The sequence below is a fragment of the Streptomyces sp. NPDC055955 genome, from assembly GCF_042270245.1.
Lineage (GTDB): Bacteria > Actinomycetota > Actinomycetes > Streptomycetales > Streptomycetaceae > Streptomyces.
The window spans coordinates 1-15,640 of sequence record NZ_JBHJYS010000034.1; the positions used below are offsets into that span (position 1 = coordinate 1).

The 15,640-nt window shown below is 68.7% G+C and carries 13 protein-coding genes and 1 pseudogene; 2 read left to right on the plus strand and 12 right to left on the minus strand.

Annotated features, from left to right (window positions below; translation table 11 throughout):
• Positions 1–361: 361 nt before the first annotated feature.
• The 3 genes from manD to ACFC96_RS42115 form a co-directional block, all read right to left on the minus strand.
• Positions 362–1,576, minus strand: a complete 1,215-nt coding sequence (manD, locus tag ACFC96_RS42105; protein ID WP_376617738.1) for a D-mannonate dehydratase ManD — start codon at positions 1,574–1,576, stop codon at positions 362–364.
• A 602-nt stretch (positions 1,577–2,178) separates the two neighbouring features.
• A complete protein-coding gene (locus tag ACFC96_RS42110; protein ID WP_376263872.1) occupies positions 2,179–2,718 on the minus strand; it encodes a GNAT family N-acetyltransferase in 540 nt (179 codons plus the stop codon).
• A gap of 222 nt (positions 2,719–2,940) precedes the next feature.
• Positions 2,941–3,279, minus strand: a complete 339-nt coding sequence (locus tag ACFC96_RS42115) for a cupin domain-containing protein (protein WP_376617740.1) — start codon at positions 3,277–3,279, stop codon at positions 2,941–2,943.
• 310 nt (positions 3,280–3,589) lie between these two features.
• Between ACFC96_RS42115 and ACFC96_RS42120 the strand changes: the two are divergent.
• A pseudogene (locus ACFC96_RS42120) lies at positions 3,590–4,054 on the plus strand (hypothetical protein); the annotation flags it as partial.
• Between the two features lie 59 nt (positions 4,055–4,113).
• On the opposite strand, the gene ACFC96_RS42125 reads toward ACFC96_RS42120, so the two are convergent.
• Positions 4,114–4,506, minus strand: a complete 393-nt coding sequence (locus ACFC96_RS42125; RefSeq protein ID WP_376617742.1) for a hypothetical protein — start codon at positions 4,504–4,506, stop codon at positions 4,114–4,116.
• Positions 4,507–4,607: 101 nt separating this feature from the next.
• Between ACFC96_RS42125 and sigJ the strand changes: the two genes are divergently transcribed.
• Positions 4,608–5,525 carry an RNA polymerase sigma factor SigJ gene (sigJ, locus tag ACFC96_RS42130; RefSeq protein ID WP_376617744.1) on the plus strand — a complete coding sequence of 306 codons (918 nt, stop codon included), beginning with the start codon at positions 4,608–4,610 and terminating at the stop codon, positions 5,523–5,525.
• 318 nt (positions 5,526–5,843) lie between these two features.
• Here the strand turns inward: sigJ and ACFC96_RS42135 are convergent, their stop codons facing one another.
• The 8 genes from ACFC96_RS42135 to ACFC96_RS42170 all read right to left on the minus strand — a co-directional run bounded on the left by ACFC96_RS42135 (position 5,844) and on the right by ACFC96_RS42170 (position 15,634).
• On the minus strand, positions 5,844–8,786 hold the full coding sequence (locus tag ACFC96_RS42135) for an alpha-glucuronidase family glycosyl hydrolase (RefSeq protein ID WP_376617746.1): 2,943 nt from the start codon (positions 8,784–8,786) through the stop codon (positions 5,844–5,846).
• A 542-nt stretch (positions 8,787–9,328) separates the two neighbouring features.
• Entirely contained in the window at positions 9,329–10,402 is a 1,074-nt protein-coding gene (hypE, locus tag ACFC96_RS42140; protein ID WP_376617748.1) for a hydrogenase expression/formation protein HypE, read from the minus strand.
• Entirely contained in the window at positions 10,395–11,519 is a 1,125-nt protein-coding gene (hypD, locus tag ACFC96_RS42145) for a hydrogenase formation protein HypD (protein WP_340456580.1), read from the minus strand. The genes hypE and hypD overlap by 8 nt, the downstream gene beginning before the upstream one ends.
• Complete coding sequence (locus ACFC96_RS42150) at positions 11,516–11,836, minus strand: HypC/HybG/HupF family hydrogenase formation chaperone (protein ID WP_376263858.1); 321 nt, start codon at positions 11,834–11,836, stop codon at positions 11,516–11,518. The genes hypD and ACFC96_RS42150 overlap by 4 nt, the downstream gene beginning before the upstream one ends.
• Positions 11,837–11,886: 50 nt before the next feature.
• Positions 11,887–14,244: a carbamoyltransferase HypF gene (hypF, locus tag ACFC96_RS42155; protein ID WP_376617750.1), complete on the minus strand. Its 2,358-nt coding sequence runs from the start codon at positions 14,242–14,244 to the stop codon at positions 11,887–11,889.
• On the minus strand, positions 14,241–14,993 hold the full coding sequence (gene hypB, locus ACFC96_RS42160; protein WP_340456576.1) for a hydrogenase nickel incorporation protein HypB: 753 nt from the start codon (positions 14,991–14,993) through the stop codon (positions 14,241–14,243). Before hypB ends, hypF begins: the two co-directional genes overlap by 4 nt.
• Positions 14,994–14,996: 3 nt before the next feature.
• On the minus strand, positions 14,997–15,395 hold the full coding sequence (gene hypA, locus ACFC96_RS42165; protein WP_376263851.1) for a hydrogenase maturation nickel metallochaperone HypA: 399 nt from the start codon (positions 15,393–15,395) through the stop codon (positions 14,997–14,999).
• Positions 15,396–15,529: 134 nt separating this feature from the next.
• The gene (locus ACFC96_RS42170; protein WP_376263848.1) at positions 15,530–15,634 is read right to left on the minus strand and encodes a DUF6893 family small protein; all 105 of its coding nucleotides are present in this window, start codon (positions 15,632–15,634) and stop codon (positions 15,530–15,532) included.
• Positions 15,635–15,640: the final 6 nt, after the last annotated feature.

Sequence of the window (15,640 nt, forward strand, 5' to 3'; positions counted from 1 at the left end):
GCCGCGAGCGAACGCCACCTGGGACACCCAGCACGCCAGATCGTTGACCGTGCGCAGCGTGGAGCGCAGCGCGGCGGCCTGTTCGGCCTCCGGCAACAGCTTCACCTGCACCACAATCTTCATACCGAAACCCTATGCGGGGGCACTGACAACAAAGCAGACCCATACGTACACGCAGGTCACCCCCATTTTGAGAAGTGATTCCTCCCGGGCCTGAAGACCCCAGGGTTCCTCACTAGATCCCGCTGAACGAGCAGCCGTCACGGTGACAATCGACGTCGCGTGCCGGCGTCAGCCGGACGCTCCGGTCTCAGTGAACCACCAGTCCAAAAGTACCAAGACCGGAGCTGAGGAATCCGGCTCACCAATCGTGGACAGTACCGTCCTGCAGCCGGTTGACGGGCAGATAGGCGGCCTCGTAGGGGTGAGCGGCTGCCATGTCCTCGTCCAGTTCCACGCCGATACCGGGAGCCTCGCCCGGGTGCAGATGTCCGTCGGTGAACGTGTAGGCGTGGCGGAACACCTCCTCGGTCAGTGCGGTGTGGCCCGAGTACTCCTGGATACCGAAGTTGTGGACCGCCAGGTCGAGGTGGACGGCCGCCGCCATACCGACCGGTGAGATGTCCTCCGGCCCGTGGATGGCACTCTTGATCTGGTACTGGGCCGCGAAGTCGAACAGCTTGCGCAGTGGCGTGACACCGCCGAAGTGCGTGACCGCGGAGCGCACATAGTCGATCAGCTGCTCGTTGATCAGGGTCTGGTAGTCGTACACGGTGTTGAACACCTCGCCGATCGCCAGCGGCGTGGTGGTGCCGGCCCGCACCACGCGCAGCGCCTCCTGGTTCTCGGCGGGGGTGCAGTCCTCCAGCCAGAAGGGCCGGTACGGCTCCAGGTCCTTGCCGAGCCGGGCCGCCTGAACGGGGGTGAGCCGGTGGTGCGCGTCGTGCAGCAGAGGCAGATCGGCGCCGAACTCACCGCGCACGGCGTCGAACACAGCCGGAATGTGGCGCAGGTAGGCGTCGGTGTCCCAGTCCTCCACCAGCGGGCGGGCCTGCTGGTGCAGGACGGCCGAGCCGTCGCTGTCACTGCTGTCCACGCCGTACACGGCTTTGAGGCCGGGGATGCCCGACTGGATACGGACGGCCTGATAGCCCTCGGCGAGCCGCGCCCGCACCGAGTCGATGAGCTCGGGGATGTCACGCCCGTTCGCATGCCCATAGGTACTAATGCGCTCCCGGCTCGCACCGCCCAGGAGCTGGTAGAGCGGCAGACCGGCGGCCTTGGCCTTGATGTCCCACAGGGCGACATCGACCGCCGCGATCGCGGCCATCGTGACCGGGCCCCGCCGCCAGTACGCCCCGCGGTACAGGAACTGCCAGGTGTCCTCGATCCGGTGCGGATCCAGGCCGAGGAGGAGAGGCGCGACATGGTCGGTGAGATAGCTGACGACAGCGAGTTCACGGCCGTTGAGCGTCGCGTCGCCGAGGCCCGTGACGCCGTCGTCGGTTGTCAGCTTCAACGTGACGAAGTTGCGTCCGGGACTCGTGACGACGACCTTCACGTCGACGATCTTCATCGCATACCTCCATGTATACCCCGCCGTTCACGGCGGACAGGAAACAGACTCCTGCGCGAAAGGGAACCGGCCGCGATCCGCCACCATGGCGGATCACCGCGGTCCGACCCGCAGGACTGACGGTTACGTGATCAGCACTAGTCTGCGGGCACAGCCACGAACCAGTTGAAGCGGGGCATGCAGAGGACATCGGGGCGGGCGCAGTCGCGGCGCGCCTGCACGCCGGCAGGTGGGCCGGGTCCCGGTCCGGGCGCCACAACCGGGTGGCATGAGGGATCGAAACTGCGTTTCGGCAGAGTGCCGTCGGACGGTGCGTCATGCTGACGGGCACCCGTGTGACCGGCCGTCAGGGACGGCCGCCTGAGTGCGGTCCGAGCATGGCTCAGATGGTGCTGTCCGGGGGCAGGGTCTGGTGTGCAGCAACTCCCCGGCCTGTTCCGCGGCGTGGGAGGCCGGCAACCGACGCGAGAACGTCCGGCAGGCGGTAGGGACGTCGCTGCTGCCCGATCCACGCCGACACCTGGAGCATCTGTGGACGTACGCGCGCGCTCGGGGACCACGGAAGTCTCGCCCCAGGGCTGACCGACCTCGCGACCTTGGACTCAAGCGGACGGCGTGACCGGGGACCGCAGACCGAGCCACTGCTCGGCGTCCCAGGCCTGGAATCGCTCTACCTCGGTGAACCCCAGCTTTGCCGCGAGGCGCATCGAGCCGGTGTTGGCGCTCTGGGTGGTGAGCACCACGGGCTCACCGGGGAGGGCGCCGTCGAACCAGTCGAGCGCCGCCGCACACGCCTCGGCGGCATATCCGAATCCCCACGCTCGTGGCAGGAACAGGTAGCCGAGATCGGCCTTCCCCGCGGCAGCCGGTCGACGGTGCTCCGTTGCTCTCCTGAGCAGGATCTGGCCGATCATCGAACCGTCCAGATCGACGACGAAGTTCCCGGGCCACCGCTTGGGCGCCCCGGGCATCTCGCGCTCGATCTCGTCACGCGAGTGGGGGCCGCCAAGGTAGGTGTGCACCGCCGGCGACGCCAGCAGCTCGATGAACGCCGCACGGTCCCGGGCCTCGGGCTCACGGAGCACGAGCCTCTCGGTCTTGATCGGCTCAGGCGGCCAGAGGATGGGCCCCAGATCTGACATGCGCGCAGGCTAACAGCCCTAGAGGCGCAGTAGATAGGATTCCTCTCGACCATCACCACCACCCTCCCAGTGGGGCGCCAGGCGGTGGTCCCCCAGCGTCGGTGGCCGCCACCTCCTCGGTCAGCCGGCCTCGCCCTCACCACCGGCACCGTGCCGCAGGGGCCGGCCCTGCAGGTGGTCGGTTTCGACCGGCCCGCCCGCACCGCCCTCCCCCCTCACAGATCAGGCGCGATACCGGATTTCGAGCATCGTGCAGCCGGCCGGAGTGCGATAGGGGCCGTGGCGCATACCGGGTCGGCGGCTCGCATAGTGCCCCGGCCCGAAGGTCTGCCCGAGTGTGAGGTCGACCAGGTCGCCCTCCAGCAGGTACACCTCCTCCACGTAGTCGTGAGTGATCACACCGGCGGCACTGGTGTCCAGACCAGGCATCCAGCGCACAAGCCGGGTCAGCACAACAGGATCATCAGGGTCCCGCGACAGCACCTTCTCCTCGGTGCCCGGCTGTGCGGCGTCCCGCCACGGCGCGACGTCCCCCGCGAAGAACTCGAGTTCCTGTTTCATCACACCTCTTCCTGATCTCCAGCGGCCGTCCGCCGCCGGTATGCGATTCTTCCGGTCTTCCGGTTGAAGCTTCGAGGGTCTTCGTGGCGCCGGGACGGGTGCCGAGGGCTGGAGTTGACCACCGGGGTTGAGTCCCAGTCCGGCCAGCCTTGGCTGGTTGACACGTTGGCGGGTTGGCGGGTTGCCAAGACGGAGTATGGCCACCTGCCCGAACTCCAACGCCTACGCTGCCTCTGGCTCAGCGTTCGGTGTTTCAAAGACCGTGACGGCATCCTTCCCCGCTCTGGAGAGATCCACAAGAAGTAGCGCTCTGCTGGAGGAGCTCGGTGACGGCCACCCGCGTCCGCTCAGCTTCTGGCAGGCCCTCACCACCGCCGCGGAGCAGATGCATCTGGAGCGGAGCGCGGCCTGGTGCCGCTGGCGCTGCTACGAAATCCGGCACGGCATCATCCGAGCCGACCTCACGCTCAGACCCGCCCACGAAGCTCGCCGACAGACGCCCTTCTCAGGAGCGGGCGTCCTTCGATCGATGTGGAACATCGGGCCTCGAACCCCGACAGGCGAACCGCATCTCTACGTTGCCGGCCTCTGGGTGGAGTTCGCGCCGTTCATGGAGCCCGGCGGGCGGGCCACGGTGCGTCTCGCCCCGTTGTCACCGTCCAACTGGCAGCGCCTTCGGCCCGGTCAGGCAATCACCATGCACGAGGACCGGACCGTCGCCGGAACGGCGATAGTCCTGGACATTCAGCGCCCCTCAGCCCCGGTGCACTCGTAAGACAAGAGCTGCCCTGGACCGCGCTCGCGCAGCGCTCCCGGCGGGCCCTTTACCGGGCCTCAGCGCCGAGCCAGCGCCAGCACACTCAGGCCGAACATCAAGACCCCCAGGGGAAGATGGACCGACGGAACGTGCGCGATGCCGAGCACTACCTGGACCGAGGCGAGTGCGAGGAATCCCGACGCGTGCCAGACCGGCCGGGTCGAGCCGCCGCCTCGCTTCCACGCCAGCACCGCCGCGAGCACGTACAGCATCGACGCCCCGTACATGACACGGGCTCCGACACTGTGCAGTGTCTCTCCGTACGACGCGGTCAGCAGCAGCCCGGCGGAGACCGCCTGAAGGAAGATGGTCAGGGTCTGCAGCGCGATCGCGATCTGCAGGAACGAGGAGCTGCGCCGTGCGTTCGCCGTCGTCGTCGCCGTCTCCGTCGCCTTCACCTCAGTGGTCATGTCTCGGTCCCCTTTTCCGCCCTCGGGCAGCAGATCGATAAGGTCTCACCAGCCCGACGACGCGGGCCTGCGAAAGGTAAGGCGAGGGGGCGGCCGGAAGCATGGGGACTGTCGGGGTCAGCACAGAAGAAGTGGCCGGCGAGCGACGCCAACTGATGAATGTCGCTTACCGGTTGCTCGGTTCGGTGACCGAGGCCGAGGACGCTGTGCAGGACGCCTACGCACGCTGGTACGGGATGACGCGAAGCCGGCAGGAGGAGATCCTGTCCCCCGGCGCCTGGCTGACGACGGTGACCGGCCGCATCTGTCTGGATCTGCTCGGCTCGGCGCGGGCCCGCCGTGAACGCTATGTCGGCGCATGGCTGCCCGAACCGCTGCCCGACCGAACCGAGTGGAACCGCGCGCACGGCGCCGACCCCACCGCCTCCGCGGATCCCGCCGACCAGATCGTCCTGGACGAATCGGTGTCCATGGCTCTCCTCGTCGTCCTGGAGACGATGACGCCCGCCGAGCGGGTGGCGTTCGTCCTGCACGACGTCTTCCGGTACCCGTTTGCCGAGATCGCCGACGTTCTCGGCCGGGCCCCCGGGGCCTGCAAGCAGCTGGCGGCCTCCGCCCGGCGGCGGGTGAGCGTCGCGCGCGTTCCGGCGATGGCGACCGGCCAGGCCGACGTGGTGAAGCGCGTGAAGGCGGCGTGGGAGAGCAAGGACATCGCAACCCTCGTCGGTCTCCTCAACCCGGCCGCCGTGATGACCGCCGACGGCGGCGGCATGGTCGGTACCGTCCTGCGCCCGGTCGAGGGAGGCGCGCGCATCGCCCAGTACATGGTCGCCATTGCCGACAAGGCCCCGGGGCTCGAACTCCTGGAGCGGTCGGTCAACGGTGTGCCGGGCTTGGTGGCCCAGCGTGCCGGCGTCGTCATGACCGTAGCCTCGTTCGACGTCTCCGACCGGCGCGTCACCCGGATCTGGGCGGTCCGTAACCCGGAGAAGCTGCGGCCGTGGGGCGCGGCGGGTTAGGACCTTTCGTTTGGATCATGCCCGGCTCGCGGGTCCTGCCTGATTCACTCGCGGGTCCTGCCTGATTCGAGGGAAAGGCTCTGACCCCTGGCTCGGCTCAGATCTGCCACCGGTCCATTGCCCTTCAGACGTCGATTCCGAGGAGACCGGTCCCGAGGAAGGCGGCCTGCGGACCGTGCAGACCGCGCGCGGTGCCTGGGCGGTGCGTGGGCGACATCGACCGGCGACCACCCGTAGAGCGTGCGCCCTCCCGGGCTGGTGCCCGTGAAGCGCCAGGCCCGCGGCGATCTCCTCGCCATCGAGGACCGCCTTCTGACCTCACTTCGCATCAGTGCCGGGGGCGTCGGCCACGACTACGCAGGCGCTGAGATGCCAGGTCTCGCCGTCCCGCGCGGACAGCTCCAGGTCCACTTCCCCTCCGGAGGGCCCACCGTCCAGCGGGATCCGGAGCCAGGTGAACTCCCGGCCGTCGAGCTGTTCGCTGCGGGCCTTCTCGTTCCCGTCGACACTGACGATCAGCGGCCTGTTGAAGGTGTTGGGGTCGCCGGTGAGCAGGTGCGCCGTGCAGCGTCCGGCGGGCAGTTTCAGGCGTAGGACGGTCGGTGCGCTGTCCCGTACGTAGTCCCGGCGCACGACGTCGAACAGTCCGGTGTCGGTGGCTTGCGGCGCATCGCCCACCCAGCCGAAGTCCGCGCCTTCGTGCCAGGCGCTGTCGGGCGAGAGACGGGTGTAGTCCTTGAGCACGGGCGCCGAGGCCGGCCCTGCGTCCAGGGCATGCACACATCGGGCGGCCGGCGGCACCACGACGGTCTTGGCCAGGCTGCGCAGCGAGGCGTCGAGGGCCTGAACGGAGCCCGATCTCGGGCGGGCGTGGAGCGTGGCGAGCGAAGGTGTCGGCGGTGGCACCACGGTCATCTTGACCGTCTCGTCGCTCTCCGAGTCCACGTAGGCGGTCTGCTGCTCGGACCGCCAACCGTCGGGTACGTCGAGCGAGATGACCGTCCGCAGCCCGGAACCCGTCGCGTTGACCACCTGCACCGGCAGGTCGTTGCGTTCCCCACTCAGCAGCACCGTGTCCGCCGGGGCGATGACCGCTTGGAGCCAGCCACGGTGTTCGTCTCGGATCCGGCTCAGCTCGAACCAGTAGGCGACCAGGGTGTCACGCCACTTGGCGGCTTCGGTCGTCTGCCGGCCCAACTGACCGTGCACATCGGCCAGTCGACGGCTGTCTATGCGGCGACGCAGCCCGTCCCAGTCCTCGCGCATGTCCGCCACGCGCGCCGCACCGGCGAAGTGTGTGTCGTAGATGTGCTGGATCACCGTCTTGCCGTTGTCGAGGCGGTGGGTGTAGGGGACGTGGTGGAGGAAGAGGAGCAGTTCCTCGGGACAGCTCTCCAGCGACTCGTAGGCGTCACGTATCGCCGGGGCGTACACCTCGGTGTAGCCGTCGCCGGTGGCGGCGGTGCGGTCGTAGCCGAGGCCTTCGCGGTCCGACTTGTGGAACTGGGTCGTCGTGGTCGGGCTCGGCTCGAAGTGCCCCGTCACGGAGCCGTCCGGCGGGTGGGTGATGTAGCCCGTGCCCAGTGGCGAGGTGTAGTCCTCGTAGGTGTGCCAGGAGCCGAGCAGGAGGGCGGAGACGGTCGTGACGACGTGGGAGTCGTTGCCGAAGGTCATCCGCGTCCACTCGGTGGCGAGGTCCTCGGCGGAGAGCTCAGGGTTCCAGGCCAGGCGGCCGTAGCCGTGGGTGTTGGCCGCGGCCAGGTGGGAGCCGGTCCAGTTCCTGGCGTCGCCGAAGTTCATCACGCCCGCGAAACCGCAGTGCGTGTAGGCATGGGCGTTGCCGGTCACGACCCGGGCGACGGTGCTGCCTTCGCCGGCCTTCCGTGTGTCGAAGTCCAGGACCTCCTTCCACTGCGGCACCAGGTAGCACAGATGGGTGGAGTGACCGGTGTACTCCTGCGTCACCTGGAGCTCGATCATCGAGTTCGTGTGTGGCAGGGAGCCGAACAGCGGGTGCGCGGGCTCGCGGACCTGGAAGTCGATCGGCCCGTTCTTGATCTGCACGATGGCGTTGTCGGCGAACTTCCCGTCCAGCGGCGTGAAGTCGAGGTAGGCCTGCCGGTCCCACTTCGCGTCGCCGTCGTGCACGAACGACCGCCACATGACGATGCCGCCGTACGGTTTCAGCGCGCCGGCGAGCAGATTGGCTCCGTCGGCGTGGGTACGTCCGTAGTCCAACGGCCCTGGCCTGCCCTCGGAGTTGGCCTTGACCAGGAAGCCGCCGAAGCCCTCGATCTTGCCGTAGATCTCTTTTGCCTTCGTCTTCCACCATGCCTGCACCCCGGGGTCGAAGGGGTCGGCGGTGGCGAGTCCGTCCAGGTCGATGGGGGCGGCGAAGTTCGCCGTGACGTACAGCGCCACGCCGTATCGGCGCAGCACACCGGCCAGCGCGGCGAGTTTCGTGAGGAACGGTTCGGCGAGGTAGTCCGCGGTCGTGTTGACGTTGTTGATCACGGCGCCGTTGATACCGAGCGAGGCGAGCACACGCGCGTAGTCCGTGTACCGGTCGTCGAGTTGAGGGAGCTTCTCCCAGTCGAAGAAGGACAGGCCCGCGTAGCCGCGTTCGATCGAGCCGTCGGCGTTGTCCCAGTGGTCGGCCACACGCAGCGGTGCGGCCGGGCGTTCCGTGATGTCGACGCGGTCCAGCGACCGTGCTGTCTGCACGAGTCGCAGCAGGTGGAAGGCCCCGTAGAGCACTCCGCGGTCGGCGTGGGCGGCCACGACCGTGCGGGTCCTGCCGCGAACGGTGACCTGGCGGATGACGTAGCCCTCGTCGCCGAGGTCGGCGAGGTCGGCCGCGGGGACGAGCGACCGGATCAAGGAGGAGCTCGTCGGGGTGCCCACCACGAGGGCCGGGTCCGGCGGGGCGGCGGCGCGTGGCGTCACATGCCTGTCGAGCAGTCCGGTGAGCCCACGGGCCAACTCGTCCACCGCCGAACGCTGGAGTGGACCGCCGCCCTCCCAGACCAGGAATCCCAAGTCGGCCCGGTATCGCCTGAGTTGACCTGGGTCCGCCACTCTCCGATAGCGCAGCCACAGTTCGTAACCGTCCTCGACGGGCAGCGCGGCGGCCGGCGGTTCTGCGCCGAGAGCCGACTGTGCCGCCTGCGCCGATGCGGGCACCGACAGGCCGAGTGATCCGACAGCGCCTCCCAGGGCGGCTGCGGACAGGATGCTGCGGCGCCGTATTCCTGAGCTCATGGCTCTCACTCCCGTTGATGAACGAACCGTGCACATCCGGGCAAGGACCAAACCCCGCAACCGTCACACACGCCACGACAGCCGTCAACACAACCAACCACAAAAGAACATTGAGACCGTGAGCGCCGATCAGCCTTGGTTCATAAGGAAGTTGGGTCTAGCGACACGACACCAAAGATGGAGCCGGGTTGGAGCAGGGGGCTCTACATATGTGAACTCCGGCCGTACATAGCAACGCCCAGAATCAAACAACAGCCGCGTTGACGGCCCCAGTTCCTCGGCGGCATCTCCGGGTCTCGCCACGGTGACTGTGCCGCCGGACTGCGGAGCCGGACCTGCCCCTCACCTGTCGTCGGCAGTCGTGCGCGGATCCGCCTCGGGGGACGTGAACGGGGCTACCGAGCCCATGGTGAACTCCTCGGTCCGCGGCCCGAGGCAGTCGCTGTGGAATCGCGTGAAACGACGGAGCGGCGGTGCCCATGCTGAGCACCGCCGCCGATGTACGTCGCCTGTCGCGCCGCCGGTCCGAACCGTGTCGGCCGTCAGCAGATCCGCGGAAGCTGCTCGCCGATCGGCAGGTCCACGACGCGTGTGCCGCCCAGACCCGTGCGGGCGACCACCATGCCCGGATGCTCCGCGACGGCCTCGCCGATCACTCGCGCGTTCGCGCCCAACGGATGTGCCCGCATCGCGCCGAGTACGGCGTCCGCGTGTTCGCGCGGGACGAACGCCACCAGTTTGCCCTCGTTGGCCACGTAGAAGGGGTCGAGACCGAGGATCGCGCACGCGTTGGCCACAGCCGGCGGGACAGGCACGTCACCTTCCTGGATGACGACGCCGGCGCCGGAGGCCACCGCGATCTCGTTGAGCGCGGCGGCCAGACCGCCACGGGTGGGATCGCGCAGCACGTGGAGGTCCTGTGTCACCGCGAGCATGGCGTCCACCAGGCCGCCCAGCGCAGCGCAGTCGCTCTCGATCTCGACACCGAATTCCATGCCTTCGCGCACGCTCATGATCGCCACGCCGTGAACGCCGATGTCACCGCTGACGATGACGACGTCGCCGGGGACCACGCGCTGGGGGCGGATGTCCACGCCTGCCGGGATGAGCCCGATCCCGGCCGTGTTGATGAACACCCCGTCTCCGTGGCCGCTTTCGACGACCTTCGTGTCCCCGGTCACCACCTCGACTCCGGCACGACGTGCGGCCGCACCGAGTGCCTCGGCGACGCGGGCCACCACCGACATCTCGACGCCCTCTTCCAGGATGAAACCGCAGGAGAGGTAGGCGGCCCGTGCGCCGCTCATGGCGAGGTCGTTGACGGTGCCGTTGACCGCGAGGTCGCCGATGCTGCCGCCCGGGAAGAACAGGGGCCGCACCACGTAGGAATCCGTGGAGAACGCCATCCGGACGCCGCCGAGCGAGACGGCGGCGGAGTCGCCGAGCTGCGACAGGGTCTCGCCGCCGAAGGCGGGCGCGAAGACGTGCTGCACCAACTCGGCGGACAGGGCCCCTCCCCCACCGTGCCCCATCACCACCCTCGGATGATCACGCAACGCGACCGGGCAGGTCCATGCGGTCGGGTCCACGGCTGTCAGTTGGGTGGTCTCAGGCAACGGGGCTCGCCTCCAGCGGCGCGGTGGTGATGTCGAGGCGTCGGTACAGGTAGTAGGCGGCACACGCGCCCTCACTCGAGACCATCGTCGCTCCGAGTGGATTGCGCGGTGTGCAGGTGGTGCCGAACGCGGCGCACTCGTTCGGCTTCAACAGCCCCTGCAGAACCTCGCCGCTGCGGCACTCCGCGGGTTCACGGGTGTCGATGTCACCGACCGAGAATCGGTGCTCGGCGTCGAAGTCCCGGTAACGGGAGGAGAGCCGCCAGCCGCTGTCCGGGATGACACCGATGCCTCGCCAGGACCGGTCGGTGCCCTCGAAGACGTCCGCCAGCATGGCCTGGGCCGCGGGATTTCCCTCGGGCCGCACTGCGCGCGGATAGGCGTTGTCGACCGTGTGCTCACCCCGCTCCAGTTGCCGCACGGTCCGGCGCACGCCTTCCAGGATGTCCAGCGGTTCGAAGCCGGTGACCACGATCGGAACGCGATAGCGGTCAGCGAGTTCGGGGTACTCGCCGACCCCCATCACGCTGCACACGTGTCCGGCGGCGAGGAATCCCTGGACCCGGCAGTTCGGAGACTCCATGATCGCCTTGATCGCCGGGGGGACACGCACATGGGACACCAGGAGGCTGAAGTTCTTGATGCCCAGCTTGCGTGCCTGATAGACCGTCATGGCGTTGGGCGGGGCGGTCGTCTCGAAGCCGATACCGAAGAACACCACTTCCCGGTCGGGGTTCTGCTGGGCGATGTGCAGAGCGTCCAGCGGCGAGTACACGACGCGCACGTCGCCGCCCTCGCCACGTACCTGGAAGAGGTCACGGCCGGTGCCCGGTACCCGGAGCATGTCGCCGAAGGAGCAGAAGATCACTCCTGGCCGGGAGGCGATCTCGAGGGCCTTGTCGATGACCTCGAGCGGCGTGACGCACACAGGACACCCCGGTCCGTGGATCAGCTCCACCTGATCCGGCAGGAGTTGGTCGATCCCGTGCCGGATGATCGTGTGCGTCTGTCCGCCGCACACCTCCATGAGGGCCCATGGCCTGGTCACCACTGAGTGGATGTCGTCGAGCAGACGCCGTGCCAGGTCCGGGTCCTGGAACTCGTCGAGGTACTTCACTGTTGCGCCTCCTGGGGTACGTCCTTGTCGTCGGCCCACCGAGGTCCGCCTGCTTCGGCCGCAAGCTCCCACGGGTCGCCGAACTCCTCCTGGAGCAGGCCGAGCGTCGAGAAGAGCTCCAGCGTCTGCTTGGCCGACTCCTCGTCCAGCTTCTGGAGCGCGAATCCCACGTGGACGATGGCGTATTCGCCCACCTGGAGGTCCGGCAGGTACTCCAGGCACACCTCCTTGACCACTCCGCCGAAGTCGACGGTGGCCATGCGGGTGCCGTCGCGATCCTCGATTTCCGTCACTCTCCCGGGTACCGCCAGGCACATGGGGGGCTCTCCTCACTGTGGTGGTCCGATCCGGCTTGCCGACTGCGGTGTCATCCGGCGGTGGCCCGCCCCGCGATCATCAACTGACCGAGGGCCAGTCCTCCGTCGTTCGGCGGGACTTCGCCGGCCCGCAGCACGGTGAATCCGTCCTCCTCAAGCCCTCGGGCGCAGGCCGAGGAGAGCAGGACATTGGCGAACACGCCGCCGGTCAGGACGACGGTGGCCGCGTCATGCCGTTCGCGCGCCAGCGCACACATCCGCCGCACGAGATCTGCGACTCCGGCATGGAAGCGGGCGGCGATGACCGCCGGTTCCGCGCCCGCGCGTACGTCATCGACCACGGCTCTCACCACAGGTCCAGGGTCGGCGGTGACCGGCTCCGAGGTGTCCGGACTCAGCGCGAACCGGTATCCGGCCCCGTACTCGTCCGCGACCCCCCTCAGCGCGGCCGCCTCCAGCTCGATGGCCGCCTGCGCCTCGTATCCCACCTGATGGCACACGCCCGCCAGAGAAGAGACGGCGTCGAAGAGCCGGCCCATGCTCGATGTCGGCACACAGTTCAGACTCCGCTCCAACTGGCGTGCCAGTACCCGTCGTTCGTCATGCGGGCAGGCGATCACACTGGGCAGGTCGTCCGTCCACGCGATGCCCGCCTCCCGGAGCTGCGCGAGCGCCATGCGGTACGGGCGGCTCACGGCAGCGTCGCCGCCTGGCAGGGGGACGTACGCGAGATGCCCCAGACGCCGGTACGTGTCGTAGTCCGCGAGCAGGATCTCGCCGCCCCAGACGGCCCCGTCGTCGCCGTATCCCGTGCCGTCGAACGCGACGCCGATGACGGGTCGGCTGCCGTCGAGACCGTGCTCGGCCATGACCGCGGCGACATGGGCGTGATGGTGCTGCACACGGACGACCGGGCGGTCGTTCGCGTTGCGTCGGGCCCACTGTCCGGACCGGTAGCCGGGGTGCCGGTCGGCCGCCAGCAGTCCGGGCTGCACGCCTGTGATCGACTCCAACTGCCGTTCTGCGCGGGCGAAGGCATGCTGGGTCTGCAGGTCGTCCATGTCTCCGATGTGCGCGGACAGCCAGGCCTTACGGGCTTCGCCGAGGCAGAACGTGTTCTTGAGGTCTCCGCCCACGGCGAGCGAGGGCCTGACGGACACCGGCAGGGAGACGGGCAGTGGGGCGTAGCCGCGAGCGCGGCGTACGGTCATTCGTTCACCGTCGCACACGCGCAGCACGGAGTCGTCGCAGGGCACGTGGATGGGGCGGTCGTGGGTGAGCCAGGCGTCGGCCAGAGGGGCGAGCCGCTCGAGCGCCTCGGCGTCATCGGTGACGATGGGCTCGCCGGCCACGTTTCCGCTGGTCATCACCAGTGCGCTCGGCCCGTCCGGGTCACCGGGCAGGCCGAGCAGCAGGTGGTGCACCGGGGTGTACGGAAGCATGATTCCCAGGTCGGGACTGCCCGGTGCCACCGCGTCCGAGAGTCCGCGCTCTCCTGGCTGGACGTCATTTCGGCGTCTCAGCAGGACGATCGGCCGGACTCCCCCGGACAGCAGGGTCCGCTCGGGGGGACTGATGTGCACGAGGTGCTCGATGTCGGCGAGGCTTTTCACCATCACCGCGAACGGCTTGTCACCCCGCCCCTTGCGGCTGCGCAGCGCGGACACGGCCTGGGAGTCACCGGCGTCGCAGGCGAGGTGGTAGCCGCCGATGCCTTTGACGGCGACGATGGCGCCGGCGGTCAGAAGCGCGCGTGCCTCATGGATCGGGTCGACATCGGTAGCGGGTCGGGGCGACGCGTACACAAGGCTCAGGCGCGGGCCGCAGGCGCGGCAGGAGACGGGCTGGGCGTGGAATCGGCGGTCTCCGGGGTCCGTGTACTCGCGTGCGCAGTCTGCGCACATCGGGAAGCCGGCCATGGTGGTGTGCGCACGGTCGTACGGGAGTCCGGTGACAATGGTGAAGCGCGGCCCGCAGTGTGTGCACGTGATGAACGGGTGCCGGTGCCGACGATCACCGGGGTCGGCCATTTCGGCCAGGCACGCGGCGCACGTGGCCGTGTCCGGAGAGACGAGTGTGCGCGACGATCCCCGCGACCGCGAGGCGACGATGGTGAATCCGCTGCCGCCTGTGAGGGGGACCTGCTCGTGCTCCACGGACTCCACCAGGGCCAGTGGCGGGGCCTGTTGAGCGATCCGATCGCAGAAGTGCGCGACGGCGGAGTGATCTCCCTCGACTTCGGCGACGACACCGTCTTCGGTGTTCGTCACGTGCCCTGCCAGCTCCAGCGACGTGGCCAGGGTGTACAGGAACGGACGGAACCCGACGCCCTGGACGACACCTCGTACGGTGACGCGACGGCGCTGCAACACCTCGGCGACGGCCGGGCCGGGCTGAAGTGTGCTCATGGGAGAGGCCGTGTCATGACGACATCATCCACGTCGTCGTGGTGGTGATGGTGCTCGTGCGGCTGTACGGCCATGACCGGCGCGTGGACGGCCCCGCCGTCCGCGACGGCGAGGGCGCGGTCGAGCAGTTCACCCACGCCGCCGCCCCGGCGGGCCGAGGTGAGGACCACCTCCACGCCGGGGTTCACCTGCTCGACGTGCGCGCGGAACGCTTCCTCGTCGAACTCGACGGCTTCGGCGATGTCGGCCTTGGTGACCACGACCAGGTGCGCGAGGCCGAAGGCGGTGGGGTACTTCAGCGGCTTGTCCTCGCCTTCGGTGACTGACGCGAGCACGACGCGCAGGTCCTCCCCGAGGTCGTAGGAGGCGGGGCAGACCAGGTTCCCGACGTTCTCCACGAACAGCAGCCGGGTGGCCTCGGGCAGCCAGCCTTCCAGGTGGCGCCCGAGCATCGAGGCTTCGAGATGGCACAGCCCGTCGGTGAGTACCTGCTTGACCGGCACTCCGGACCGGGCCAGACGTCTGGCGTCGTTCTCCGTGGCGAGGTCGGCCGTCAGCGCGGCGGTCGGCACCCCGCGCTCACGCGCGCGCAGGAGCTCGCGTTCCAGCAGGGCCGTCTTCCCGCTCCCCGGGCTGGACAGCAGATTGACCATCGTGGTGCCGCGGCCCGCGAGTTCGGCCCGCAGAGCATGCGCGGTCGCGTCGTTCTTGGCGAGCACCGCCTGATGCAGGTCAACGGTTCGGCACATGGCTCAGCGCTCCTCGGAGATCGGTTCACAGGTTCGTTCTCGGGCGGCCGGCCCTTCCTCCCACCGCACACTGACGATCTGGAGCTCTCGGCCCGACAGCAGTTCCGGCGTCGGCTCACCACAGCGCGGACAGCAAAGGCTCGGCGGCATGCCCACCGACCATTCGTCGGCACACGGTGAGCAGCGTGCCCGGCCGGGCACGGACTCGGTGACAAGCTCGGCCCCCTCGAGGAGGGTTTCGGCGCAGGCGAGTTCGAAGCAGAAGGACAGGGCGTCCGGGACGACGCCGGCGAGCTCCCCCACCTGGAGTCGCACCGAAGTGACCGAGGTGACCCCGCCGTTCCGTTCCGCCGCCTCTTGCACCTGGCCGACGACAGCCATGGCGATGGACATCTCGTGCATCGGTCTCCGTCCTGGCAGAGGCCGATCGTTGGGCGGCCATTGCGCTCGGCTCCATTAGAGGGTGCTCGCTGCCGTGCGTCCTCGGGGCTCGCCGACTCCGCTGCCCTGGTGCACCGTTCGGCGCAAGGAGCCCGTTACATGCTTCTCATACGCAGATACCGCTGGACGTCGGGGACGATCTGCCGTGCGAGCACGGCGAGAGCGACGACGGCGACGGCTCCGATGACGGACTTCTTCATGAACCT